This is a genomic window from Streptomyces malaysiensis subsp. malaysiensis (assembly GCF_040653035.1).
Taxonomy (GTDB): Bacteria; Actinomycetota; Actinomycetes; order Streptomycetales; family Streptomycetaceae; genus Streptomyces; species Streptomyces malaysiensis.
In genome coordinates this window covers 250,905-271,943 of sequence record NZ_JBEZNG010000008.1, presented here as the reverse complement: position 1 = coordinate 271,943, position 21,039 = coordinate 250,905, and the positions used below count along the sequence as shown (strand labels likewise).

Sequence of the window (21,039 nt, the reverse complement as noted above, 5' to 3'; positions counted from 1 at the left end):
AGCCGTCAGCGGTTCATCATGTCATCCGGCGTTCACTGACCAGAATCCAGCGTTTCACCTCTGGCCACGGCACAGGAAGGCAGCCCCCTATGCACTCCCCCGGCCGCACCCCCACCCGCTTACGGATCCTCGTCACCGCCACCGCCGCCGGGCTGATCGCCGCCGGTGGCCTGATCGCGGCGGGCACGACCGGACGGGACGCCCCCGCCACCGCCGCCCCCGCCCCGATCCCCGTGCACGACGCGGACGGGCTCAGGGAGGCCCTCGCCGGGGCCCGGCCCGGCGATACGATCCGGCTCGCCGATGGCGAGTACCGGGGCAGCTTCGAGATCAGCGCCTCCGGCACCTCCGGCTCGCGGATCACCCTCACCGGCTCGTCGAGGGCGGTCCTCACCGCCAGCGGCGGCTATGGGCTGCGTCTGAACGGCGCCTCCTACTGGACCGTGAGGGGGATCACGGTCCGCGGCGGCAAGGAGGGCATCAGGATCGACGGTGCCCGGAACGTGACCGTGGACTCCGTTTCGGTCAGCGTACGGCGACCCGGGCATGCGTAAGGCCCGCTCCCCAAGGGGAGCGGGCCTTACCGGCTCAGCCGATGCCCGCTAGCGGCGGGTGGTCAGCTGATCAGCTCTGGCCACCGGCCAGCTTCTCGCGAAGCGCGGCCAGCGCCTCGTCCGAGGCCAGGGCGCCGGAGTTGTCGGCCGACTCCGAGGAGTACGAACCGCCACCGGCCGCCTGCCCGCCGGGCGCCGGAGCGGCGCTGCCCGCCTCGGCAGCGGCCTGCTCGTCGGCCTCGCGGGACTTGATGACCTGCGCCTGGTGCTGCTCGAAGCGCTGCTGCGCCTCGGCGTACTGGGTCTCCCACGCCTCCCGCTGGGTCTCGAAGCCCTCGAGCCAGTCGTTGGTCTCAGGGTCGAAGCCCTCGGGGTAGATGTAGTTGCCCTGGTCGTCGTAGGACGCGGCCATGCCGTACAGGGTCGGGTCGAACTCGACCACGGACGGGTCGGCACCGAACGCCTCGTTGGCCTGCTTCAGCGAGAGGCTGATGCGGCGGCGCTCGAGGTCGATGTCGATGACCTTGACGAAGATCTCGTCGTTGACCTGGACGACCTGCTCCGGGATCTCCACGTGGCGCTCGGCCAGCTCGGAGATGTGGACCAGACCCTCGATGCCCTCGTCCACGCGGACGAACGCACCGAACGGAACGAGCTTGGTGACCTTACCCGGGACGACCTGACCGATCTGGTGGGTCCGGGCGAACTGCTGCCACGGGTCCTCCTGGGTCGCCTTGAGCGACAGGGAGACGCGCTCGCGGTCCATGTCGACGTCCAGGACCTCGACCGTGACCTCCTGGCCGACCTCGACAACCTCGGACGGGTGGTCGATGTGCTTCCAGGACAGCTCCGAGACGTGGACGAGACCGTCGACGCCGCCCAGGTCCACGAACGCACCGAAGTTGACGATCGAGGAGACGACGCCGGAGCGCACCTGGCCCTTCTGGAGGGTGGTGAGGAAGGTCTGGCGGACCTCGCTCTGGGTCTGCTCCAGCCAGGCGCGGCGGGACAGGACCACGTTGTTGCGGTTCTTGTCGAGCTCGATGATCTTCGCCTCGAGCTCCTTGCCCACGTAGGGCTGGAGGTCGCGGACGCGGCGCATCTCGACCAGGGAAGCCGGAAGGAAGCCACGGAGGCCGATGTCGAGGATGAGACCACCCTTGACGACCTCGATGACGGTACCGGTGACGATCCCGTCTTCTTCCTTGATCTTCTCGATGGTGCCCCAAGCGCGCTCGTACTGGGCGCGCTTCTTCGAGAGGATCAGTCGGCCTTCTTTGTCCTCCTTCTGGAGAACGAGGGCCTCGATCTCGTCGCCGACCGCCACGACCTCATTCGGGTCGACGTCGTGCTTGATCGACAGTTCCCGTGAGGGGATGACGCCTTCGGTCTTGTAACCAATGTCGAGCAGGACCTCGTCCCGGTCGACCTTCACGATGACGCCGTCGACGATGTCGCCGTCGTTGAAGTACTTGATCGTCTCGTCGATCGCGGCGAGGAAGGCTTCCTCGGAACCGATGTCGTTGACCGCCACCTGCGGGGTGGTGCGGGTTGCCTCGGTGCTGCTCGTCATGTGGAAAAGGGCTCCGGTACGGACATGAAGTCGTAGGTACTGCTACGCCGGGAGCCCTTATCGCACTGCCGAAGCCGGACAGCCTTGGAGGCACCGAATCTTTCCGATTTCGAGGGATCGAAAAGCCCAAGCACCTCGACAACCGAGGGGACATACAACAGATGCGAGTGCGGCCTGCTCCGTCCGAGGCGCACAGGCCCGCAGCGCAACTTGTAGCATACGGGGGCAGCCGGGCATGGTCAATGCACGAAGAGCACACGCGGGGATTAACTCCCCTAACCCGGCAAATTGCATGGTCCGTACTGCGACGCGGCTCTCACCGCGCCCCGCAGCCACAGGTCGATACAGAGAGTACGACGACGCGCGCGATGGTCCAAGAACACGAGCCCGGCACCCCCGGCGAGGACACCGAGCCGACGGCCACCCGCCGGACAGCCGACGAGGCGGAGAGCAGCCGGGCCAGCCGGGGATGGTGGGACCGCAACGCGGACGAGTACCAGGAGGAGCACGGCGCCTTCCTGGGCGACGACCGGTTCATATGGGGCCCGGAAGGGCTGGACGAGGCGGAGGCCGGGCTGCTGGGCCCGGTGGAGGCGCTCAAGGGGCGCGATGTGCTGGAGGTGGGCGCGGGCGCCGCGCAGTGCGCCCGCTGGCTGGCCGCCCAGGGGGCGCGGCCGGTGGCGCTGGACCTCTCCCACCGGCAGTTGCGGCACGCGCGGCGGATCGACGCGGCGGCGGCCGCGGCCTTGGCCGCCGCCGGGGCCGGGGCCTCGGGGGCCTCAGGGACCTCGTGGGCTGCCGAGGTGGCCAGCTCCCGGGCCTCGGGGGCCGGCGACGCGGCCGGGGTCGCGCTGGTGCAGGCCGACGCCACGGCCCTGCCCTTCCGGGACGGCTCGTTCGACCTCGCGTGTTCGGCGTACGGGGCGGTGCCGTTCGTGGCCGAGCCCGTACAGGTGATGCGTGAGGTGCGCCGGGTGCTGCGGCCGGGCGGGCGATGGGTCTTCTCGGTGACGCATCCGATCCGCTGGGCCTTCCCCGACGAACCCGGGCCCGAGGGGCTGTCCATCTCCGCCTCCTACTTCGACCGCACGCCCTATGTGGAGCAGGACGAGTCGGGCCGGGCCGTCTATGTGGAGCACCACCGGACGCTGGGCGACCGGGTGCGGGACGTGGTGGCCGGGGGCTTCCGACTGGTCGACCTGGTCGAACCGGAATGGCCCGCGTGGAACCACCAGGAGTGGGGCGGCTGGTCCCCCCTGCGGGGGAACCTCATCCCGGGCACGGCGATCTTCGTATGCGAACGGGACTGAACGGACGAGCGGACGAGCGGGCCAGCGGCACTGCGGGACCGCGGGACTGCCGGACTGCGGGACTGCCGAACCACGGGACCGCCGGACTGCGGGACTGCGGGACTGCCGGACTGCCGGACCGCCGGACCGCCGGACTGCCGGACTGCCGGACTGCCGGACCACGAGACTGCCGGACTGCCGAACCACGGGACGCGGGCCGTGCGGGACTGCCGGACCACGGGACTGAACGGAACCGAGACGGAGGCGTTGACCATTTCCACGGACCCGCGCGCCGAGGCCCTCGACCGCCTTCCGGTACGCGAAGCCGTGCCGGAGTTGCTGCGCGCGCTCGACGACCGTGGGGTGGCCGTGCTGTGCGCGCCCCCGGGGACCGGTAAGACGACACTGGTGCCGCTGGTGCTGGCCGGGCTGGTGGGCGGCGGCCCGGTGCGGCGGGTGCTGGTCGCCGAGCCGCGGCGGATCGCGGCACGGGCCGCCGCGCGCCGGATGGCATGGCTGCTGGGCGAGCGGCCGGGCGGGAAGGTCGGCTTCACCGTGCGCGGGGAGCGCCAGGCGGGCCGCGGGACCGTGGTCGAGGTGGTCACCACCGGAGTGCTGTTGCAGCGGCTGCAACGCGATCAGGAACTGGCCGGCGTCGATGTGGTCGTTCTCGACGAATGCCATGAGCGCCATCTGGACGCGGACACGGCCGCCGCCTTCCTGCTGGACGTCCGCGCTACCCTGCGCCCCGATCTGCGGCTCATCGCCGCCTCGGCGACTACGGACGCGGAGGGCTGGGCACGACTGCTCGGCGACGGCGGGACGGACGGCGGGGGCGTCGAGGACGGCGGGGTGAACGGCGGGGGCAGCGAGGACAGCGGGGCGGACGGCGGGGGCGGCGGGGCGGACGGCAGCGGTTCCGACCGCAGGGACGGCCGCCCCGGGAAGCCCGCGCCGGTCGTCTCGGCGCCGGGTGTGTCCCATCCGGTGGAGGTGGTGTGGGCGCCGCCCGAGCGCCCCGTAAGGCCGCCGCACGGGATGCGGGTGGACCCGGCCCTCCTCGACCATGTCGCGGCCGTCGTACGGCGGGCGCTGCGCGAGCGGGAGGGCGATGTGCTGTGCTTCCTGCCGGGCGTCGGGGAGATCGCCCGGGTGGCCGGGAAGCTGGGCGGGCTCGACGGGGCGGAGGTCCTACAGGTGCACGGGCGGGCGCCCGCCGCCGTCCAGGAGGCGGTGCTCTCGGGCACGGACGGCGGACGGCGGCGGGTGGTGCTGGCCACCTCGGTCGCCGAGTCGAGCCTGACCGTGCCGGGCGTGCGGATCGTCGTGGACTGCGGGCTGGCCCGTGAGCCCCGGATGGACCACGCACGCGGGCTGAGCGCGCTGACGACCGTAAGGGCGTCACGGGCCGCCGCGCGGCAGCGCGCGGGCCGTGCGGGGCGCGAGGCACCCGGGGTGGTCTACCGCTGCTGGCCGGAGGCGGAGGACGCCCGGCTGCCGCGTTTCCCGTCCCCGGAGATCGCCGGTGCGGACCTTACGGCCTTCGCGCTCCAGACGGCGTGCTGGGGTGATCCGGACGCCTCGGGACTGGCCCTGCTCGATCCGCCGCCCGCCGGGGCGATGACAGCCGCACGCGAGACGCTGACCGCGATCGGCGCCGTGGACACCGCCGGACGGGCCACCGAACGCGGCACCCGGATGGCCCGCCTCGGCCTCCACCCCCGCCTCGCGCGGGCGCTCATCGACGGCGCGAAGGAGGTTGGCGCACGCCGAGCGGCCGAGGTGGTGGCCCTGCTGAGCGAGGAGCCCCCGCGAGAGTACGGCGACGACCTGGCCGCCGCCTGGCGCACCGCCCGCCACGGCGGAGACCCCTACGCCACCCGCTGGCGCCAAGAGGCCCGCCGACTCGAACACGCCCTGACCCCCGAGACAAGCGCCCGGCGGGGCACCGCCCGGGGCGGAGACGGCCCACGCGGCGGCGACAACGGTCCGGCACGCGGCGGCGGTCCGCACGGCGGCGACAGCCTTCCGGCACGCGGCAGTGGCGGTCCGCACGGCGACGATGCCGTGGCCGGGCTGATGGCCGCGTTGGCGTTTCCGGAGCGGGTGGCCCGGCGGCGCGGCGAGCGGGCGTATCTCATGGCCGCCGGGACCGGCGCGGAGTTGGCCGACGGCTCGCGGCTGGGCGGTGCGCCATGGCTTGCGGTGGCCGTCGCGGACCGGCCGGTGGCCGCCGCGTCGGCGCGGGTGCGACTCGCGGCGGTGACCGACGAGGGCACCGCCCGGGCGGCGGCCGCGGCACTGGCCTCGGAGGGTGAGGAGGTGCGTTGGGCCGACGGGGACGTCCTGGCGCGCCGGGTGGCCCGGCTCGGCGCGATCGAGCTGGTCTCCCGGCCGCTGGCCGACCCCGATCCGAAGCAGGTGCGGCGGGCGCTGCTGGAGGGGCTGCGCCGCGAGGGGACGGGGCTGCTGCGCTGGTCGGCGCAGGCCACGGCGGTCCGGCAGCGGATGGCGTTTCTCCACCGGGAGCTGGGCGGGGCCTGGCCGGACGTCTCGGACGCGGCGCTGCTGGACCGCGCGGACGAGTGGCTCGGGTCGGAGCTGGCGCGGGCCCGCGGGCGGGCCGATCTGGGACGGGTGGACGCGGGGCAGGCACTGGCCCGGCTGCTGCCGTGGGCCACGGGCGAGGCCGCGCGGTTCGAGGAACTGGCGCCGGAACGGATCGAGGTGCCGAGCGGTTCGCGGGTGCGGCTGGACTACGGCGCGGACCGGCCCGTGCTGGCGGTGAAGCTCCAAGAGCTGTTCGGCTGGCAGGAGGCGCCCCGGATCGCGGGCGGGCGGGTGCCGCTGCTGGTGCATCTGCTGTCCCCAGCGGGCCGTCCGGCCGCGGTCACCGCCGATCTGGCGTCGTTCTGGAAGGACGGCTACCGCTCGGTGCGGGCCGAACTGCGCGGCCGCTATCCCAAGCATCCATGGCCGGAGGACCCAACGACGGCCGAGCCGACCCGGCGGACCAACACCCGCCGCGGCCGCTAAGCGCTCCGCTGGAGGTGCCCCGACCTGCCGTCGATCGTCTGCGGCACCGTCGTGGTCGGTCGCGCCCACGCGACGGAGCCGCACGCCAACGCAGCCCCGCGCCCCTTCGGGACGCCTCACCTTTCGAAACCGCGGCGACTTCCGCAAACCGCTCGGGCCGCTCGGCGGGCCACACCGCGCAGTGGGACGCCCCTAGCAGTGAAACTCGTCGCTCAGTCGGGCACGCCGTGCAGTGGGACGCGTGACGCAGTGGCACGCGCCGCTCAGCGAGCCGCGACGCGTAGTCGCCCACACCGCCCAGTGGACCGGGACACTCAGTGAGCCACGCCGCTCAGCGGGATGCGTGACGCACTGAGACACGCCATTCGGTCGGCCACGACGCGTAGTCGGACACGACGCTCAGCGGGCCACACGGCGCGGTGAACCACGACGCCCGGTCAGCCACGCCGCTCAGTCGGCCACGACGCTCATCGGGATGCGTGACGCACTGAGACGCGCCATTCGGTCGGCCACGACACACAGTGAACCACGCCACCCAGTCGGCCACGACGCGTAGTCAGCCACGACGCCCGGTCAGCCAGACGTTCAGTCGGGCGCGACGCCCATTGGCCACACCGCGCGGTGAACCACGACGCTCAGCCAACACCGCCCAGCGGGCCACGCCACCCAGCCAGACAGCCACACCACCCAGTCGGCCGCACCGCCCAGCGGAACCCGTACCGCAGCAGGCCACACCGCTCAGTCGGCCACGCCATTCGGTCGGCCACGCCATCCAGCGGAACCCGTACCGCAGCAGGCCACACCGCTCAGTCGGCCGCAAGACGGCAACCCGTCGCATGGCGACCAATCCGTCACATGGCGGCCAATCGGCCGCAAGGCGGCCAATCGGTTCTGCCGTGGGTCAGTCGGCCCAGGCGCGTAGTCGGCGGGCGGTCTCGCCCAGGCGGAAGCCGGTGATCTCGCGTATGTCGCGGATCAGTTTGACCATGGCGCCCGGTGGGGGCGTGATCGGCTCTCCGGACTCCTCTATGTACATCTGCGCGCAGGCCGCGCCAATCGTGGCGTTGTAGTCGGAGAACGGCTCGAGGATCAGTGAGGTGTGCAGAAAGGTCGCGGCGCGGGCGGCGGCCTCCTCGTAATAGGGCTCGCCCGCGAAGCGTTCATAGCGGTGGCGTTCGGTCATGCAGTGCAGGGCACCCCAGTCGCGGACCGGGGTGTTCACCGGGGAGACCTCGACCTGGACGTTCAGCACCCAGCCGGCATCGACGTACAGGATCACCGCATGCCGTGCGGGAACTCCCGCTCGAACTCAGCCTTGTACTCCAGGGCGAACTTCACGGCGCCCTCGACGAAGCGCTGCTTCTGACGCCGCCGCACCACGTCCTCGGTCAGTATGTCGTGCGCCAGCCGCTTGATCGCGACGCCCTTCTCCCTCGCCTCGGCACGCAGCTCGGCCAGCTCCTGCTCGGTGAACTCAATCGTGATGCCAGGCATGGGCGGAATGGTAGCCACGCCCTCACGCTGATCACTACCGGCTTGACCACCACGAGCGAATCGTGGGACGGAGGTTGACGCGACGGCGGTGCCGCTCAGCACTCCAGTCTCAGGGCGAACTGCTCCCCCGTCGGGAACGGCTCGTCCGACGGCTGCGGTCCGACCCATATGAGCGCCTGCTCAAAGGTCATATACGAGCCGTTGTCGACACACTGGCCGACCACCACCGCATTGCCGCCGCAGCGCCATGCCGCGTAGTTCCACGGGTGGTCGCCCTTCTCGTCCGGCACCACGGTCTCCGGCTCGCCCAGGCGCTCGCCGAAGGCGTCCACCGCGGCGCGCCACCGGCCGTCGAAGGCGGAGCGGCCGGCCTCGCGGTCGAAGATCCAGCCGGGCTCGCCGGAGTAGTACCCGGCGAGCCAGTCGACATTGCCGCTGAGCCCGTCGGCCTGCAACTCCGCGTCGAAGTCGTCCGGTTCGTAGAAGTAACAGAACGGGATCATGCATTCGGTGTCCGCGTCGCCTGGCCCGCCGAACCACTCCGGGAGGACGTGGTGCCCGGTGGTGGTGGCGTAGGAGGACAAGCGGGAGCCGTCGGGCACCCAGCCGAAGCGCTCGGCGGCGGCCGCCGTGGCGCCCGAGGTCCATTCCAGGCGCGCCAATTCGACGATGTGGCCGACGAGTTCGGGACCGGGGACGCAGCTGTTCACTGGCATGGTCATACGCTACGGCCCGCCACTGACAACGCGGTCGGCAGCGCGGGGGCCGACGGCGGGCGCGCCGCGCGGCCGCGGGCCTCCAGCAGCAGCGCGAGGGCGAGCAGGCCCATCCCGAGGATCAGGAACCCCCACGGCAGATAGGCGGTGAGCAGCAGGACCAGCTGGCGCTGGGACTTCACCAGGTCCACCGTGTGCCGGATGTAGTCCTCGCGCATCTTCACATGGCCGGCGAAGACGGTCACCCGGTCGCGGTCGCCCAGCAGCGTGCCGCCGCGCAGCTCCTCCTTGTGGATCTCCTGCCCGTTGACCGGGGCGCCCGTGGTGGGCTCGACCCAGAACATCCGCTTGGTGCTGTACCAGCGGGTGGTGCCGGCCTTGCGGACGGTCTCGGGGGTGATGCCCTCGACCGGCATGGTCTTCGGCAGCTTCACCTTCGTCCAGGGGATCGTCTGCTCGAAGTAGTAGACCTCCAGGCCGCGGAAGTTCTGGGTGCCCTTGTAGTGGATGGGGGCGGAGGTGCGGGTCTGGGCGTCGAAGTAGCGGTAGTCGCGCTTCTCGGTGAGGAACGGCCATTTGTACTCGATGCCGTCGCGGCGCACCGCGTCCCCGTCGACATGTTCCCCGCCCGCGTGCACCGGGTCCTGCGAGTGCGCGTCGAAGACATAGCGCTCGGGGATCTTGGAGACCATCTTGCCGTCGGGCCCGGCCACATAGGACAGGGCGTCCCAGACGACGACATCGCGCCCGGTCTCCTTCCCGACCTTCTCGGCGGCGGACACATTGCCGCGCAGGGTCTGCACGATGCTGACCTTGGGGACGGTGCGGGGCTTCATGGTGCCGTAGTCGATCAGGGTGGCCGGACCGGCCTCCAGGACCGCCGTCTGGTACTCGCTGGGCGGGATCTTGGCCAGCCGGGGATAGGCGTACCAGCGCAGCAGCGGCGCGAGGGCGGCGAAGAAGACGGCGAAGGCCAGCAGCACCAGGCTTGCTCTGCGGCGCATGGCGGATGTCCCTCCCTCAGGGGTGCTTGGGGACGGTGGTGAGCAGGGGTTCCGGGGAGGTCTCACCGGCGGGGGCGCCGATGGCCGTCACCGTGAGGACGATGGCGAGGGCGGCGGCGAGTCCGATCGCTGCGGCGGCGAGGGCGCGCATACGGGCCTCCTCGTGGTCCGGTACGAGGCGCTGTCTGACGCTTCGTCAGGGATGGGGCACCGTAGCAACGGGGGCCGCAGATGAGAACACGAAGGCGTGAAAGCGCCGCACCGCCCCTGAACCCGGTGGGCTCAGGGGCGGTGCGGCGAACCGCGGGATCCGCGGCGGTGTTCGGTTACGAGGCGGCCGGCTGGGTGACGGTCAGCTCGATGTCCAGGACGGCGCCGCCCTCGGCGGTGAGGCGGAGCAGGAAGGTGCCCGCGTGGTCATCGGTGAGGATCTTCGGCAGCGTGAACTGCCCGAGGGCGTTGGTCTTCAGGGCGGTCAGGGTGCGCACCGGCTTGCCCTTGTCGTCCAGGAAGTAGGGCCCCTTGTCGTTGAGCTCGGGGTCCTTCGCCGTGGTGATCATGGTGGCGGTCATCGGCACACCCTCGGTGGCCTTGCCCTTGTTGGTGGCCGTGACGGTGAGCGGATCGGCGAAGGAGCCACCGGTCTCGGCCGTGAGCTTCTTGTCGTCGAGCCGGGCCAGCGCGTCGGCCTTCGGCACGGGACGGGCCTTGACGGTCGCGGTGAACTCGACCGGGGCCGCCTCCCGCCCCACGGCGGTGGCGCGCACGGTGAAGGCGCCGGTCTTCTCGCCCGCGAGCAGCTTCGGCGCGGTGGCGGTGCCGTCCAGGCCGGTCAGCACGGTGGCGGACTTGACGAGGCCGAGGAAGCGCGTGTCGGTCTCGCCGAGGATCTCGTACCGCACCCGCGCACCGGCGACCGGCTTGCCCGCGGTGTCCACGGCCTTGACGCGCGGCGACTGGGCGAAGCCGGTGCCCGCGGTGGTGGACAGCTCCTTCGCGCCGACGGTGGTGAGCTTGCTGGTGCCGCTCGGGGTGGACGGCGGAGTGGTGGGGGGCTTCGGGGTCGGGGTGGGGGTCGGAGTCGGGGAGCCGTCGTCCCCGGCCGGCGGGGTCGGGGTGGAGTTGTCGGGCTCGGGGTCGGGCTTGGGCAGGGTGTGGGCGTCCTGCTCCTCGCCCCTCCCGGTGTCCTTGCCGCCGTCCTTCCCCGGGTTCTTCCCCGAGTCCTTGCCCTTGTCGCGCGAGCCCGAGCCGCCCGAGCCGTCTCCCGAGGGCAGCACACCGGTGCCGTCGGGGACCTCATGGATGCCGCGCTTGTAGTACTCGAACCACGACAGGACGGTGTTCAGATACTCCTGCGAGTGGTTGTAGCCGAGGATCGCGCGGTCCAGATCGGCCTTGACCGACAGATCGCGGCCGTCCGCGCAGAGGTAGCTGCCCGCGGCGAGGGCGGCGTCATAGATGTTGTTGGGGTCCCTCTCGCCGTCACCATTGCCGTCCCGCCCCCAGCTGGCCCAGGTGGACGGGATGAACTGCATGGGGCCGACCGCCCGGTCGTGCGTGCTGTCGCCGTCGTAGGCACCGCCGTCGGTGTCCTTGATCAGGGCGAAGCCGTCGCCGTTGAGGACCGGGCCGAGGATGGGCGAGACGGTCGTGCCGTCGGCGTCCACATTGCCGCCGCCGGCCTGGCCGGACTCGACCTTGCCGATCGCGGCGAGCAGCTCCCAGGGCAGATTGCAGCCGGGGTTGGAATCCTTGAGGGCCGCTTCCGCCTTCTTGTAGGCGGCGAGGACGCTCGCGGGTATGCCCGCCTCGGGCTTGGTGTTGCTCCCCCCGGGGAGCCCGGGCAGATCGATCGAGGAGCCCGGCTTGTCGGGGGTGACCAGGGGCGGCAGATCGGTGTGATACGACGAGCCACCGTCTATGGGGGTGTCCTCCGGCGCCGGTGCCTCCTCCGCCCGCTGCTCCCGGTTCCGGTCGCCATGGTCGGTATTGGCGAATCCGGGCGCCTGGGACGCGGTGAGGGCGGCCATCGCGGCCGCCGCCACCGCCGTCGTGGCCGCCCCCTTGCGCAGTCGTCGGCCGATAAGCGGTGCCATCCGTGTGTCCCTCCCGTCGAACACGGCGCGCTCCCCCGGCGCGTCAACTCTGGTGACACTACGACAACTTATGGCGCGGAGCTACCGGTGCAAACACCGCATCGGGTGATCCCTCAGTGAGCCGCGGACTCCCAGTCGGCACCGGATCCTACCGATACGTCCAGCGGAGCGCTGAGTTGGAAGGCCCCCGTCATCTCCCGGCGCACCAGCTCCTCGACCCGCTCCCGCTCACCGGGCGCGATCTCCAGCACGATTTCGTCGTGGACCTGCAACAGCATCCGGGACGAGAGTTTCTCCCTCGTCAACGCCGCGTCCACCTTGAGCATCGCGATCTTCACGATATCGGCGGCGGTGCCCTGGATCGGGGCGTTGAGCGCCATCCGCTCGGCCATCTCACGGCGCTGGCGGTTGTCGCTGGTGAGGTCCGGCAGATAGCGGCGGCGGCCGAGCATGGTCTCCGTATAGCCGGTGGCGCGCGCCTCCTCGACGACCCGCTGGAGATAGTCGCGCACCCCGCCGAACCGCTCGAAGAAGTTATCCATCAGCTTGCGGGCCTCATCGGGGTTGATGCCCAGCTGCTGGGAGAGGCCGAACGCCGACAGGCCGTACGCCAGCCCGTAGGACATGGCCTTGATCTTGCGGCGCATCTCCGGGTCGACGGCCGACTTGTCGACGGCGAAGACCTGGGAGGCGACCGTGGTGTGCAGGTCCTCACCGGAGGTGAACGCCTCGATCAGGCCCTCGTCCTCGGAGAGATGGGCCATGACGCGCAGCTCGATCTGGCTGTAGTCGGCGGTCATCAGCGACTCGAAGCCCTCGCCGACGACGAAGCCGCGCCGGATCGCCCGGCCCTCGTCCGTGCGCACCGGGATGTTCTGGAGGTTGGGGTCGGTGGAGGAGAGCCGGCCGGTGGCCGCCACGGTCTGGTTGAAGGTGGTGTGGATGCGGCCGCCGGGGGCGACGGTCTTGATCAGACCCTCGACGGTGGAGCGCAGCCGCGCCTGCTCACGGTGGCGCAGCATGATCACCGGGAGTTCGTGGTCGGTCTGCGCGGCCAGCCAGGCCAGCGCGTCGGCGTCCGTGGTGTACCCGGTCTTGGTCTTCTTGGTCTTGGGCAGGCCCAGCTCGCCGAAGAGCACCTCCTGGAGCTGCTTGGGGGAGCCGAGGTTGAACTCATGGCCCACCGCGGCGTGGGCCTCCTTCACGGCGTGCTGCACGGCGGCCGCGAACTGCTGCTCCATGCGCTCCAGCCAGCCGCGGTCGGCGGCGATGCCCGACCGCTCCATCCGGGCCAGCAGCTCGGAGACGGGCAGCTCCATGTCGTGCAGCAGCCCGGCCGCGCCCACGTCCTTCAGCCGGCCGCCGAACGCCTCGCCCAGGTCGAGGATGGTCCGCGCCTTGATCATCAGGGCGTCCCGCTCGGCCTCCTCATCGACACCGAAGGCCAGCTGCCCGTCCGCGGCCGCCGCCGGGGAGAGCTCACGGCCCAGATACTCCACCGACAGGGCGTCCAGCTCGAAGGAGCGGCGGCCGGGCTTGACCAGATAGGCGGCGAGGGCGGTGTCCATGGTGACGCCCGCGACGGACCAGCCGTGCTCGGCGAAGACCCGCATGGTCCCCTTGGCGTTGTGCAGCACCTTGGGGCGGTCCGGGCCCGCGATCCACTCGGCGAACGCCCGCTCGTCGGCCTCGTCCAGCCCCGCGGGGTCGAAGCACACGGCCGGGCCTGAGCCGGTGGCCAGCGCGATCTCGCTGACGCTGCCACTGCCCAGCGCCCAGGTGTCGACGGTGGCCAGGCCCAGCGGGGTGTCCCGGTGGCTCTCCAGCCAGGGGGCGAGGTCGCCCGCGCCCAGCGCCACTGCCTCGACGGCGACACCCGGCTCGGCGGCCACGGGCTCGTCCGCCGCCGCGCCCGGGTCGACGGCCATGATCCGGTCACGGAAGTTCTGGTGGCGGAACTCCAGGGCGTCCAGGATCACCGAGAGCGCCTCGCGGTCGTACGGCGCGCGCTCGAGCCCCTCGGGGCCCGCGGTGAGCTCCACATCCCGCACCAGCTCGGTCAGCTGGCGGTTGAGCTTGACGGCCTCCAGGTGGTCGCGGAGCTTCTCGCCGACCTTCCCCTTGACCTCGTCGACCCGCTCCACCAGCTCCTTGAAGGAGCCGAACTGATTGATCCACTTCGCCGCGGTCTTCTCGCCGACGCCCGGGATACCGGGGAGGTTGTCCGACGGATCGCCGCGCAGGGCCGCGAAGTCGGGGTACTGGCTCGGGGTGAGGCCGTACTTCTCCTGCACCTTCTCGGGGGTGAACCGGGTCAGCTCGGAGACGCCCTTGGTGGGGTAGAGCACCGTGACATGCTCGGTGATCAGCTGGAAGGAATCCCGGTCGCCGGTGACGATCAGCACCTCGAAGCCCTGCTCCTCGGCCTGGGTGGCGAGGGTGGCGATCACGTCGTCGGCCTCGAAGCCGTCGATCGCGAAGCGCGTGATCTTCATGGCGTCGAGCAGCTCACCGATCAGCTCGACCTGGCCCTTGAACTCATCGGGGGACTTGGAGCGATTCGCCTTGTACTCCGTGAACTGCTCGGAGCGCCAGGTCTTGCGCGAGACGTCGAACGCCACGGCGAGGTGCGTGGGCCGCTCATCACGGAGCGTGTTCGCCAGCATCGAGGTGAAGCCGTAGATCGCGTTGGTGGTCTGACCGGTGGTCGTGCTGAAGTTCTCCGCCGGCAGCGCGAAGAATGCCCGGTATGCCAGGGAATGCCCGTCCAGCAGGAGCAGGCGGGGACGGTCCTCCCCCGTGCGGTCGGGCGCGGGCGCTGCGGTCTTCTTCGATGCTTTCTCTGCCACGCCCCCGATCCTGCCACGCCCCACCGACAATGCCGCCCGCCCCGGCCATCGGACCGGACAGCACGGGGCCGAGCCGGGCCGGACACAAGCCGAGCACAAGATCGGGCACGGCATCGGGCACAAGATCGGACAGGCCGTACACCGGCCCCGGCCACCGGCGGCGGACCGGGCCGCCGCTCAGGGTGTCGGTGGCCCGTGACAGGATCGGCCCCAGAGGTCCATCACAGGTCCCGCACCGTTCGAGCCCAAGGGGAGCGACATGGCAGCCAAGCCGCCCGCAGGCGATCCGATCCAGGACGCCCCCGAGGTCACACCCCCACAGCGTGCCGCCGCCGGGCTGCCGGCCGTGGGGCATTCGCTGCGCATGGCCCACCAGCAGATGGGTGTGCGCCGCACCGCGCTCACCCTGCTGCGCGTCAATCAGAAGGACGGCTTCGACTGCCCCGGCTGCGCCTGGCCCGAGCCGGACAAGCGCCACACGGCCGAGTTCTGTGAGAACGGCGCGAAGGCCGTCGCCGAGGAGGCCACCCTCCGCCGGGTCACCCCCGACTTCTTCGCCGCCCACCCGGTGGCCGACCTCGCCACCCGCAGTGGCTACTGGCTCGGTCAGCAGGGCCGGCTGACCCAGCCCATGTATCTGGCCGAGGGCGCCGAGCGGTACGAGCCGGTGTCCTGGGACCGGGCCTTCGACATCGTCGCCGACGAGCTGACCGCGCTCGACTCCCCCGACGAGGCGGTCTTCTACACCTCGGGCCGCACCAGCAACGAGGCGGCCTTCCTCTACCAGCTCTTCGTCCGCGAATTCGGCACCAACAACCTGCCCGACTGCTCCAACATGTGCCATGAGTCCTCCGGCTCGGCGCTCACCGAGACCCTCGGCGTCGGCAAGGGCAGCGTGCTGCTGGAGGACCTCTACAAGGCCGACCTGATCATCGTGGCCGGGCAGAACCCGGGCACCAACCACCCGCGCATGCTCTCCGCCCTGGAGAAGGCCAAGGCCGGCGGCGCGAAGATCATCTCCGTCAACCCGCTGCCCGAGGCCGGGCTGGAGCGGTTCAAGAACCCGCAGAACGCACGCGGCATCGCCGGCGGCGGCACTTCGCTCACCGATCTCTTCCTGCACATCCGGCTCGGCGGCGACCAGGCCCTCTTCCGCCTCCTCAACAAGCTCGTCCTGGAAGCGTCCGACAGCGCCTCCGGCGCGGGGGAAGGCGCCATCGACGAGGAGTTCATCCGGGAGCACACCCACGGCTTCGAGGAGTTCGCCGCCGCGGCCCGCGCCGCCGACTGGGACGAGACGCTGCGCGCCACCGGTCTCGACCGCGCCGACATCGACCGCGCGCTGGCCATGGTCCTCGCCTCGAAGCGCACCATCGTGTGCTGGGCGATGGGCCTGACCCAGCACAAGCACTCGGTGCCCACCATCCGTGAGGTCGTCAACTTCCTGCTGCTGCGCGGCAACATCGGCCGCCCCGGCGCCGGGGTCTGCCCGGTGCGCGGCCACAGCAATGTCCAGGGCGACCGCACCATGGGCATCTTCGAGCGCCCCGCGCCGGCCTTCCTCGACGCCCTGGAGCGCGAGTTCGGCTTCGCCCCGCCCCGTGAGCACGGCTTCGACGTCGTCCGGGCCATCCGCGCCCTGCGCGACGGCCAGGCCAAGGTCTTCTTCGCCATGGGTGGCAACTTCGTGGCGGCCTCGCCCGACACCGAGGTCACCGAGGCCGCGATGCGCGCCGCGCGGCTGACCGTCCATGTCTCCACCAAGCTCAACCGCTCCCACGCGGTCACCGGCACCCGGGCGCTGATCCTGCCCACCCTCGGCCGCACCGAGCACGATCTCCAGGGCGACGGCCCGCAGTTCGTCACCGTCGAGGACTCCATGGGCATGGTGCACGCCTCCCGCGGGCGGCTGGAGCCCGCGAGCTCCCATCTGCTCTCCGAACCGGCCATCGTCTGCCGGCTGGCCCGCCGGGTGCTGGGGCCCGAGAGCCACACCCCCTGGGAGGAGTTCGAGAAGGACTACGCGCGCATCCGCGACCGCATCGCGGCCGTCATCCCCGGCTTCGAGGACTTCAACGACCGGGTGAGCGACCCGGCCGGTTTCGCCCTGCCGCACGCCCCGCGCGACAGCCGCAGCTTCCCCACCGCCACCGGTAAGGCCAACTTCACCGCGGCCCCGGTCGAGTACCCGAAGGTGCCCGAGGGGCGGCTGCTGCTTCAGACCCTCCGCTCCCACGACCAGTACAACACCACCATCTACGGCCTGGACGACCGCTACCGCGGCATCAAGAACGGCCGCCGGGTGGTGCTGGTGCACCCCGAGGACGCCCAGGAGCTCGGGCTGGCCGACGGGAGCTACACCGACCTGGTCAGCGAGTGGACGGACGGCACCGAGCGGCGCGCCACCGGCTTCCGCGTGATCCACTACCCGACCGCGCGCGGCTGCGCCGCCTCGTACTACCCGGAGACCAACGTCCTGGTCCCGCTGGACGCCACCGCCGACACCAGCAACACCCCGGCGAGCAAGTCCGTGGTGGTCCGCCTGGAACAGACACCCCCCGCCTAAGCGTTCGCTCAGTTGCCTGCTAAGAAGGTGGCCACCACAAGCAACTGAACGGAGCCGGTCCCGATGGGCGAGCAGACCAGCGTGAAGTTCCCGCAAGAGGTACTCGACGAGTACACGGCGCTCGGCGTGGATCTTGCCGCGCTGTTCTCCGCCGGGCACCTCGGCACCCGTATGGGCGTGCGGATCCTCGAAGCCTCTGCCGAGCGCGTCGTGGGCACCATGCCCGTGGAGGGCAACACCCAGCCGTACGGGCTGCTGCACGGCGGGGCCTCCGCCGTGCTGGCCGAGACCCTGGGTTCGGTCGGCTCGATGCTCCACGGCGGCAGCGGGCGGCTCGCGGTCGGCGTCGACCTCAACTGCACCCACCACCGGGGCGTCCGCTCGGGTGTGGTCACCGGCGTCGCCACCCCCGTCCACCGGGGCCGCTCCACCGCCACCTACGAGATCGTCATCAGCGATGAGCAGGACCGGCGGGTGTGCACCGCCCGCCTCACCTGCCTGCTGCGCGAGATCGACGGCGACGGCCGGGCCAGGACGGTCGCCGAGGTCACCGAGGCCAAGGCGCGCCACGAGGGCTGACGCCCGGCGCCACCGAGCCGTTGTCCCCCCGGTGGGCCGGGTCTACCGTGACCGCCCATGGGGGCAACGACCCGGGCGGGTTCATGGCCCGCCGCCTATGGATGCGCTCTCGTACTCGCCGTGACACTGACCGGATGCGGCGGCTCCGGTTCCGGCGGCCCCCATGACTCCGGCGGGCCCGGCCGTTCCAGCGACGGCTCCGCGCCCCACCGCCGCCCCAGCAGCCCTGCGTCACGGACGCCTTCACCCGTGCGGATGTGTGCCGACCTCATCTCCTACTGGGCCGAACAGGACCTCGCGGGCAGCCGCTGGGCCGGGCTCGACTGGGAGCAGAAGGGGCTCTCCAACGAGCAGTACGAGATCTACGACGAGATCGTCCAGGCCGCGCGCTCCGAGCGGAGACGGCATGGCGCTCCGGCCGCCAAGGCGCTGATCAAGCGCCTGGCCGAGCGCCGCTGCGCGGCCGCGAACGGCGCCACCCACAGCTCCGAGAACTGGCGCCCGCCGACCTGAGCCGACCCGAGCCGCACCGGGCGCAACCCCGCCCGTGACGCCTGCCCCGGGCCCGGACCGATGCCCGAACGGGCATGGGCGGATGTAACACTCCGTAACACTGACGCAATATAAGATTGCGTTTTCGGCACCCGCGGCATCGCCGAAGATGATCTCTTCGCGCTCATCCGCGCAGGGCACCCCGCGCATTTCTCACCGCTCCCCCGCACTCCTTAGCGGAACTGCACCTTCTCAGGATCCGGACTTAACGATTGGCCCGTACCCACCCTATTCGTCCCTTACGTTCCGCTACACGGACATGCCGGGGTGACGCGCGTCATAACAAGACAGTCACATCATCGTCTAGACCTCTGCCCCCGGTCGCACCCCGCGCTTATAGTCACAGCCAGTCACGGCCCCGTGGGGTGTACGCCGCACCCGCACGGCAATCCAGGTTCATCCGGCGAGGACACGGCACCCCTTCAACGCCGGGTGCCGGGCCAGCGAAAGGATTCCTCGTGCGACACCGTTCCTTGCTCATCATGACGACCGCGATCACTGCGGGAGCCCTCACCCTCAGCGCCTGCGGGTCGCGGGACAACAAAGACGACAGTGGCGGCAAGGACAGCAAGACGACCGTGGTCATCGGTGTCGACGCTCCGCTCACCGGCTCGCTGTCCGCTCTCGGCCAGGGCATCAAGAACTCCGTCGACCTCGCGGCGAAGATAGCCAACAAGAACAACGAGGTCGACGGGGTCACCTTCAAGGTCAAGTCCTTCGACGACCAGGCGGTGCCCTCCTCCGGCAAGCAGAACGCGACCTCGATGGTCGACGACGAGGAGATCCTCGGGGCGGTCGGGCCGCTGAACTCGGGCGTCGCCCAGTCCATGCAGGGCGTCTTCGACAGAGCCGACCTCGCCCAGGTCTCCCCCGCCAATACCAACCCGGCCCTCAGCCAGGGCGACGACTGGGCCTCGGGCAAGAAGTCGCGCCCCTTCAAGACCTACTTCCGCACCGCGACCACGGACATCATCCAGGGCCGCTTCGCCGCGCAGTACTACTACAAAGACGCGAAGAAGCGGAAGGTCTTCGTCATCGACGACAAGCAGGCGTACGGCAACGGCCTCGCCACCATCTTCGCCCAGGAGTTCAAGCGCCTGGGCGGCAAGGTCGTCGGCCGGGACCACCTGACCGTCAAGGAGACCGACTTCTCCGGCATCTCCAACAAGGTCAAGTCCTCCGGTGCCGACTCGGTCTACTTCGGCGGTCAGTACCCCGAGGGCGGGCTGCTCTCCGACCAGGTCAAGCAGGCCGGCGCACAGGTCCCGGTCATGGGCGGCGACGGCATCTACGACCCCGCCTTCATCAAGGCGTCGGGCACCAGCAACGACGGCGACCTCGCCACCTCCGTCGGCTACCCGGTGGAGCAGCTCGACTCCGCCAAGACGTTCGTGAAGAACTACGGGGACCAGCACTACAAGGACCCGTACGCGGCCTACGGCGGCTACTCCTACGACGCCGGCTGGGCCATCATCCAGGCCGTCAAGGCCGTCGTCGAGGACAACGACGGCAAGCTCCCGGACGACGCCCGCGCCAAGGTCACCGAGGCGCTCGGCAAGGTCTCCTTCGACGGCGTCACCGGCAAGGTCTCCTTCGACCAGTACGGCGACACCACCAACAAGCAGCTGACCGTCTACAAGGTCACCAAGGGCGCCTGGAAGTCCGTGAAGAGCGAAACCTTCAAGGACTGACCCCCGGCAGCGATCCATACCCACGAAACGAATCCGCGCGAGGGCGTACACCATCGCCCTCGCGCGGCGTCATATCCGACACGCTCATCGGAGGCCCTGCGGTGCACGAACTGCCGCAAACGCTGGTCAACGGCCTGACCCTTGGCGCCCTCTACGGCTTGATCGCCATCGGGTACACCATGGTCTACGGCATCGTCCAGCTCATCAACTTCGCCCATGGCGAGATCTTCATGATCGGGGGCTTCGGGGCCCTCACCATCTACATCTGGCTGCCAAGCGGCACCGCGCTCTCCCTCGCACTGCCCCTGATGCTCATCGGCGGCGTGATCGCCTCGGTCGCCATCGCCACCGCGGCGGAACGCTTCGCCTACCGGCCCCTGCGCGGCGGCCCCCGGCTGGCGCCCCTGATCACCGCGATCGGTCTGTCCATCGCGCTCCAGCAGGCGGTCTGGGCCTTCTACCCCGACGCCAAGAAGCCCCGCAGCTTCCCGCAGTTCGAAGGCTCCTCGTTCGAGATCTTCAGCAATCTCCAGATCCAGCGCGGCGATGCCTTCCTGCTCATAGCCGCCCCGCTGTGCATGCTCGCCCTCGGGCTGTTCGTCTCCAAGAGCCGTGCCGGCCGTGCCATGCAGGCCACCGCCCAGGACCCCGACACCGCCAAGCTCATGGGCATCAACACCGACCGCATCATCGTGATGGCCTTCGCCATCGGCGGTGCGTTCGCCGCCGTCGCCGCCCTCTCCCACGGGCTCAAGTACGGCCAGATCAACTTCGAGATGGGCTTCATCGCCGGTCTGAAGGCGTTCACCGCCGCCGTGCTCGGCGGTATCGGCAACATCTACGGCGCCATGCTCGGCGGCGTCGTCCTCGGCATCGTCGAGGCCCTGGCCATCAAGTACATCCAGGACATCCCCGGGATGGACCAGCTCGGCGGCGGCGCCTGGAAGGACGTATGGGCCTTCACCCTGCTCATCGTCGTCCTGCTGGTCAGGCCACAGGGTCTGCTCGGCGAACGCGTAGCGGACCGGGCCTGAGGGAGT

The 21,039-nt window shown here is 70.7% G+C and carries 16 protein-coding genes; 8 read left to right on the top strand and 8 right to left on the bottom strand.

The genetic code is table 11. The features are described 5' to 3' along the window. Positions 1–89: 89 nt before the first annotated feature. Entirely contained in the window at positions 90–554 is a 465-nt protein-coding gene (locus tag AB0E24_RS19000) for a right-handed parallel beta-helix repeat-containing protein (RefSeq protein ID WP_435865296.1), read from the top strand. A gap of 70 nt (positions 555–624) precedes the next feature. Here AB0E24_RS19000 and rpsA read toward each other — a convergent pair whose 3' ends face one another. Next, positions 625–2,127, bottom strand: coding sequence for a 30S ribosomal protein S1 (gene rpsA / locus AB0E24_RS18995; RefSeq protein ID WP_069870009.1), 1,503 nt, complete (start codon positions 2,125–2,127; stop codon positions 625–627). A gap of 368 nt (positions 2,128–2,495) precedes the next feature. Between rpsA and AB0E24_RS18990 the strand changes: the two genes are divergently transcribed. Together AB0E24_RS18990 and AB0E24_RS18985 are read left to right on the top strand one after the other, a co-directional pair. Continuing rightward, a complete protein-coding gene (locus AB0E24_RS18990; protein ID WP_359378339.1) occupies positions 2,496–3,437 on the top strand; it encodes a class I SAM-dependent methyltransferase in 942 nt (313 codons plus the stop codon). A 246-nt stretch (positions 3,438–3,683) separates the two neighbouring features. Then, positions 3,684–6,452 carry an ATP-dependent RNA helicase gene (locus AB0E24_RS18985; RefSeq protein WP_359378336.1) on the top strand — a complete coding sequence of 923 codons (2,769 nt, stop codon included), beginning with the start codon at positions 3,684–3,686 and terminating at the stop codon, positions 6,450–6,452. Between the two features lie 901 nt (positions 6,453–7,353). Here the strand turns inward: AB0E24_RS18985 and AB0E24_RS18980 are convergent. From AB0E24_RS18980 to polA, 7 genes are all read right to left on the bottom strand, one after another. Continuing rightward, positions 7,354–7,731, bottom strand: coding sequence for a hypothetical protein (locus tag AB0E24_RS18980; RefSeq protein WP_093700399.1), 378 nt, complete (start codon positions 7,729–7,731; stop codon positions 7,354–7,356). Beyond that, a complete protein-coding gene (locus AB0E24_RS18975; protein ID WP_069870015.1) occupies positions 7,728–7,946 on the bottom strand; it encodes a hypothetical protein in 219 nt (72 codons plus the stop codon). Before AB0E24_RS18975 ends, AB0E24_RS18980 begins: the two co-directional genes overlap by 4 nt. Positions 7,947–8,041: 95 nt before the next feature. Next, positions 8,042–8,662: a hypothetical protein gene (locus tag AB0E24_RS18970; RefSeq protein ID WP_359378332.1), complete on the bottom strand. Its 621-nt coding sequence runs from the start codon at positions 8,660–8,662 to the stop codon at positions 8,042–8,044. 2 nt (positions 8,663–8,664) lie between these two features. Then, positions 8,665–9,666 (bottom strand): cell envelope lipid trafficking protein PgfA, encoded by a 1,002-nt coding sequence (gene pgfA, locus AB0E24_RS18965; protein WP_359378330.1) that lies wholly within the window; start codon positions 9,664–9,666, stop codon positions 8,665–8,667. 16 nt (positions 9,667–9,682) lie between these two features. Then, on the bottom strand, positions 9,683–9,817 hold the full coding sequence (locus AB0E24_RS18960) for an SPW_0924 family protein (protein ID WP_107440256.1): 135 nt from the start codon (positions 9,815–9,817) through the stop codon (positions 9,683–9,685). Between the two features lie 175 nt (positions 9,818–9,992). Next, positions 9,993–11,762, bottom strand: coding sequence for a lytic transglycosylase domain-containing protein (locus tag AB0E24_RS18955; RefSeq protein WP_102934282.1), 1,770 nt, complete (start codon positions 11,760–11,762; stop codon positions 9,993–9,995). 113 nt (positions 11,763–11,875) lie between these two features. After that, entirely contained in the window at positions 11,876–14,611 is a 2,736-nt protein-coding gene (gene polA / locus AB0E24_RS18950) for a DNA polymerase I (RefSeq protein WP_359378325.1), read from the bottom strand. Between the two features lie 259 nt (positions 14,612–14,870). On the opposite strand from polA, the gene AB0E24_RS18945 reads away from it, so the two are divergent. The 5 genes from AB0E24_RS18945 to AB0E24_RS18925 all read left to right on the top strand — a co-directional run bounded on the left by AB0E24_RS18945 (position 14,871) and on the right by AB0E24_RS18925 (position 21,033). Beyond that, positions 14,871–17,177 (top strand): FdhF/YdeP family oxidoreductase, encoded by a 2,307-nt coding sequence (locus tag AB0E24_RS18945; RefSeq protein WP_359378323.1) that lies wholly within the window; start codon positions 14,871–14,873, stop codon positions 17,175–17,177. 63 nt (positions 17,178–17,240) lie between these two features. Next, positions 17,241–17,756, top strand: a complete 516-nt coding sequence (locus AB0E24_RS18940) for a hotdog fold thioesterase (RefSeq protein ID WP_093700404.1) — start codon at positions 17,241–17,243, stop codon at positions 17,754–17,756. 57 nt (positions 17,757–17,813) lie between these two features. Next, positions 17,814–18,269 carry a hypothetical protein gene (locus AB0E24_RS18935; protein ID WP_359378319.1) on the top strand — a complete coding sequence of 152 codons (456 nt, stop codon included), beginning with the start codon at positions 17,814–17,816 and terminating at the stop codon, positions 18,267–18,269. A 497-nt stretch (positions 18,270–18,766) separates the two neighbouring features. Then, a complete protein-coding gene (locus AB0E24_RS18930) occupies positions 18,767–19,999 on the top strand; it encodes a branched-chain amino acid ABC transporter substrate-binding protein (protein ID WP_079257237.1) in 1,233 nt (410 codons plus the stop codon). A 101-nt stretch (positions 20,000–20,100) separates the two neighbouring features. Further along, complete coding sequence (locus AB0E24_RS18925; RefSeq protein WP_069870033.1) at positions 20,101–21,033, top strand: branched-chain amino acid ABC transporter permease; 933 nt, start codon at positions 20,101–20,103, stop codon at positions 21,031–21,033. The last annotated feature ends 6 nt before the right edge of the window (positions 21,034–21,039 follow it).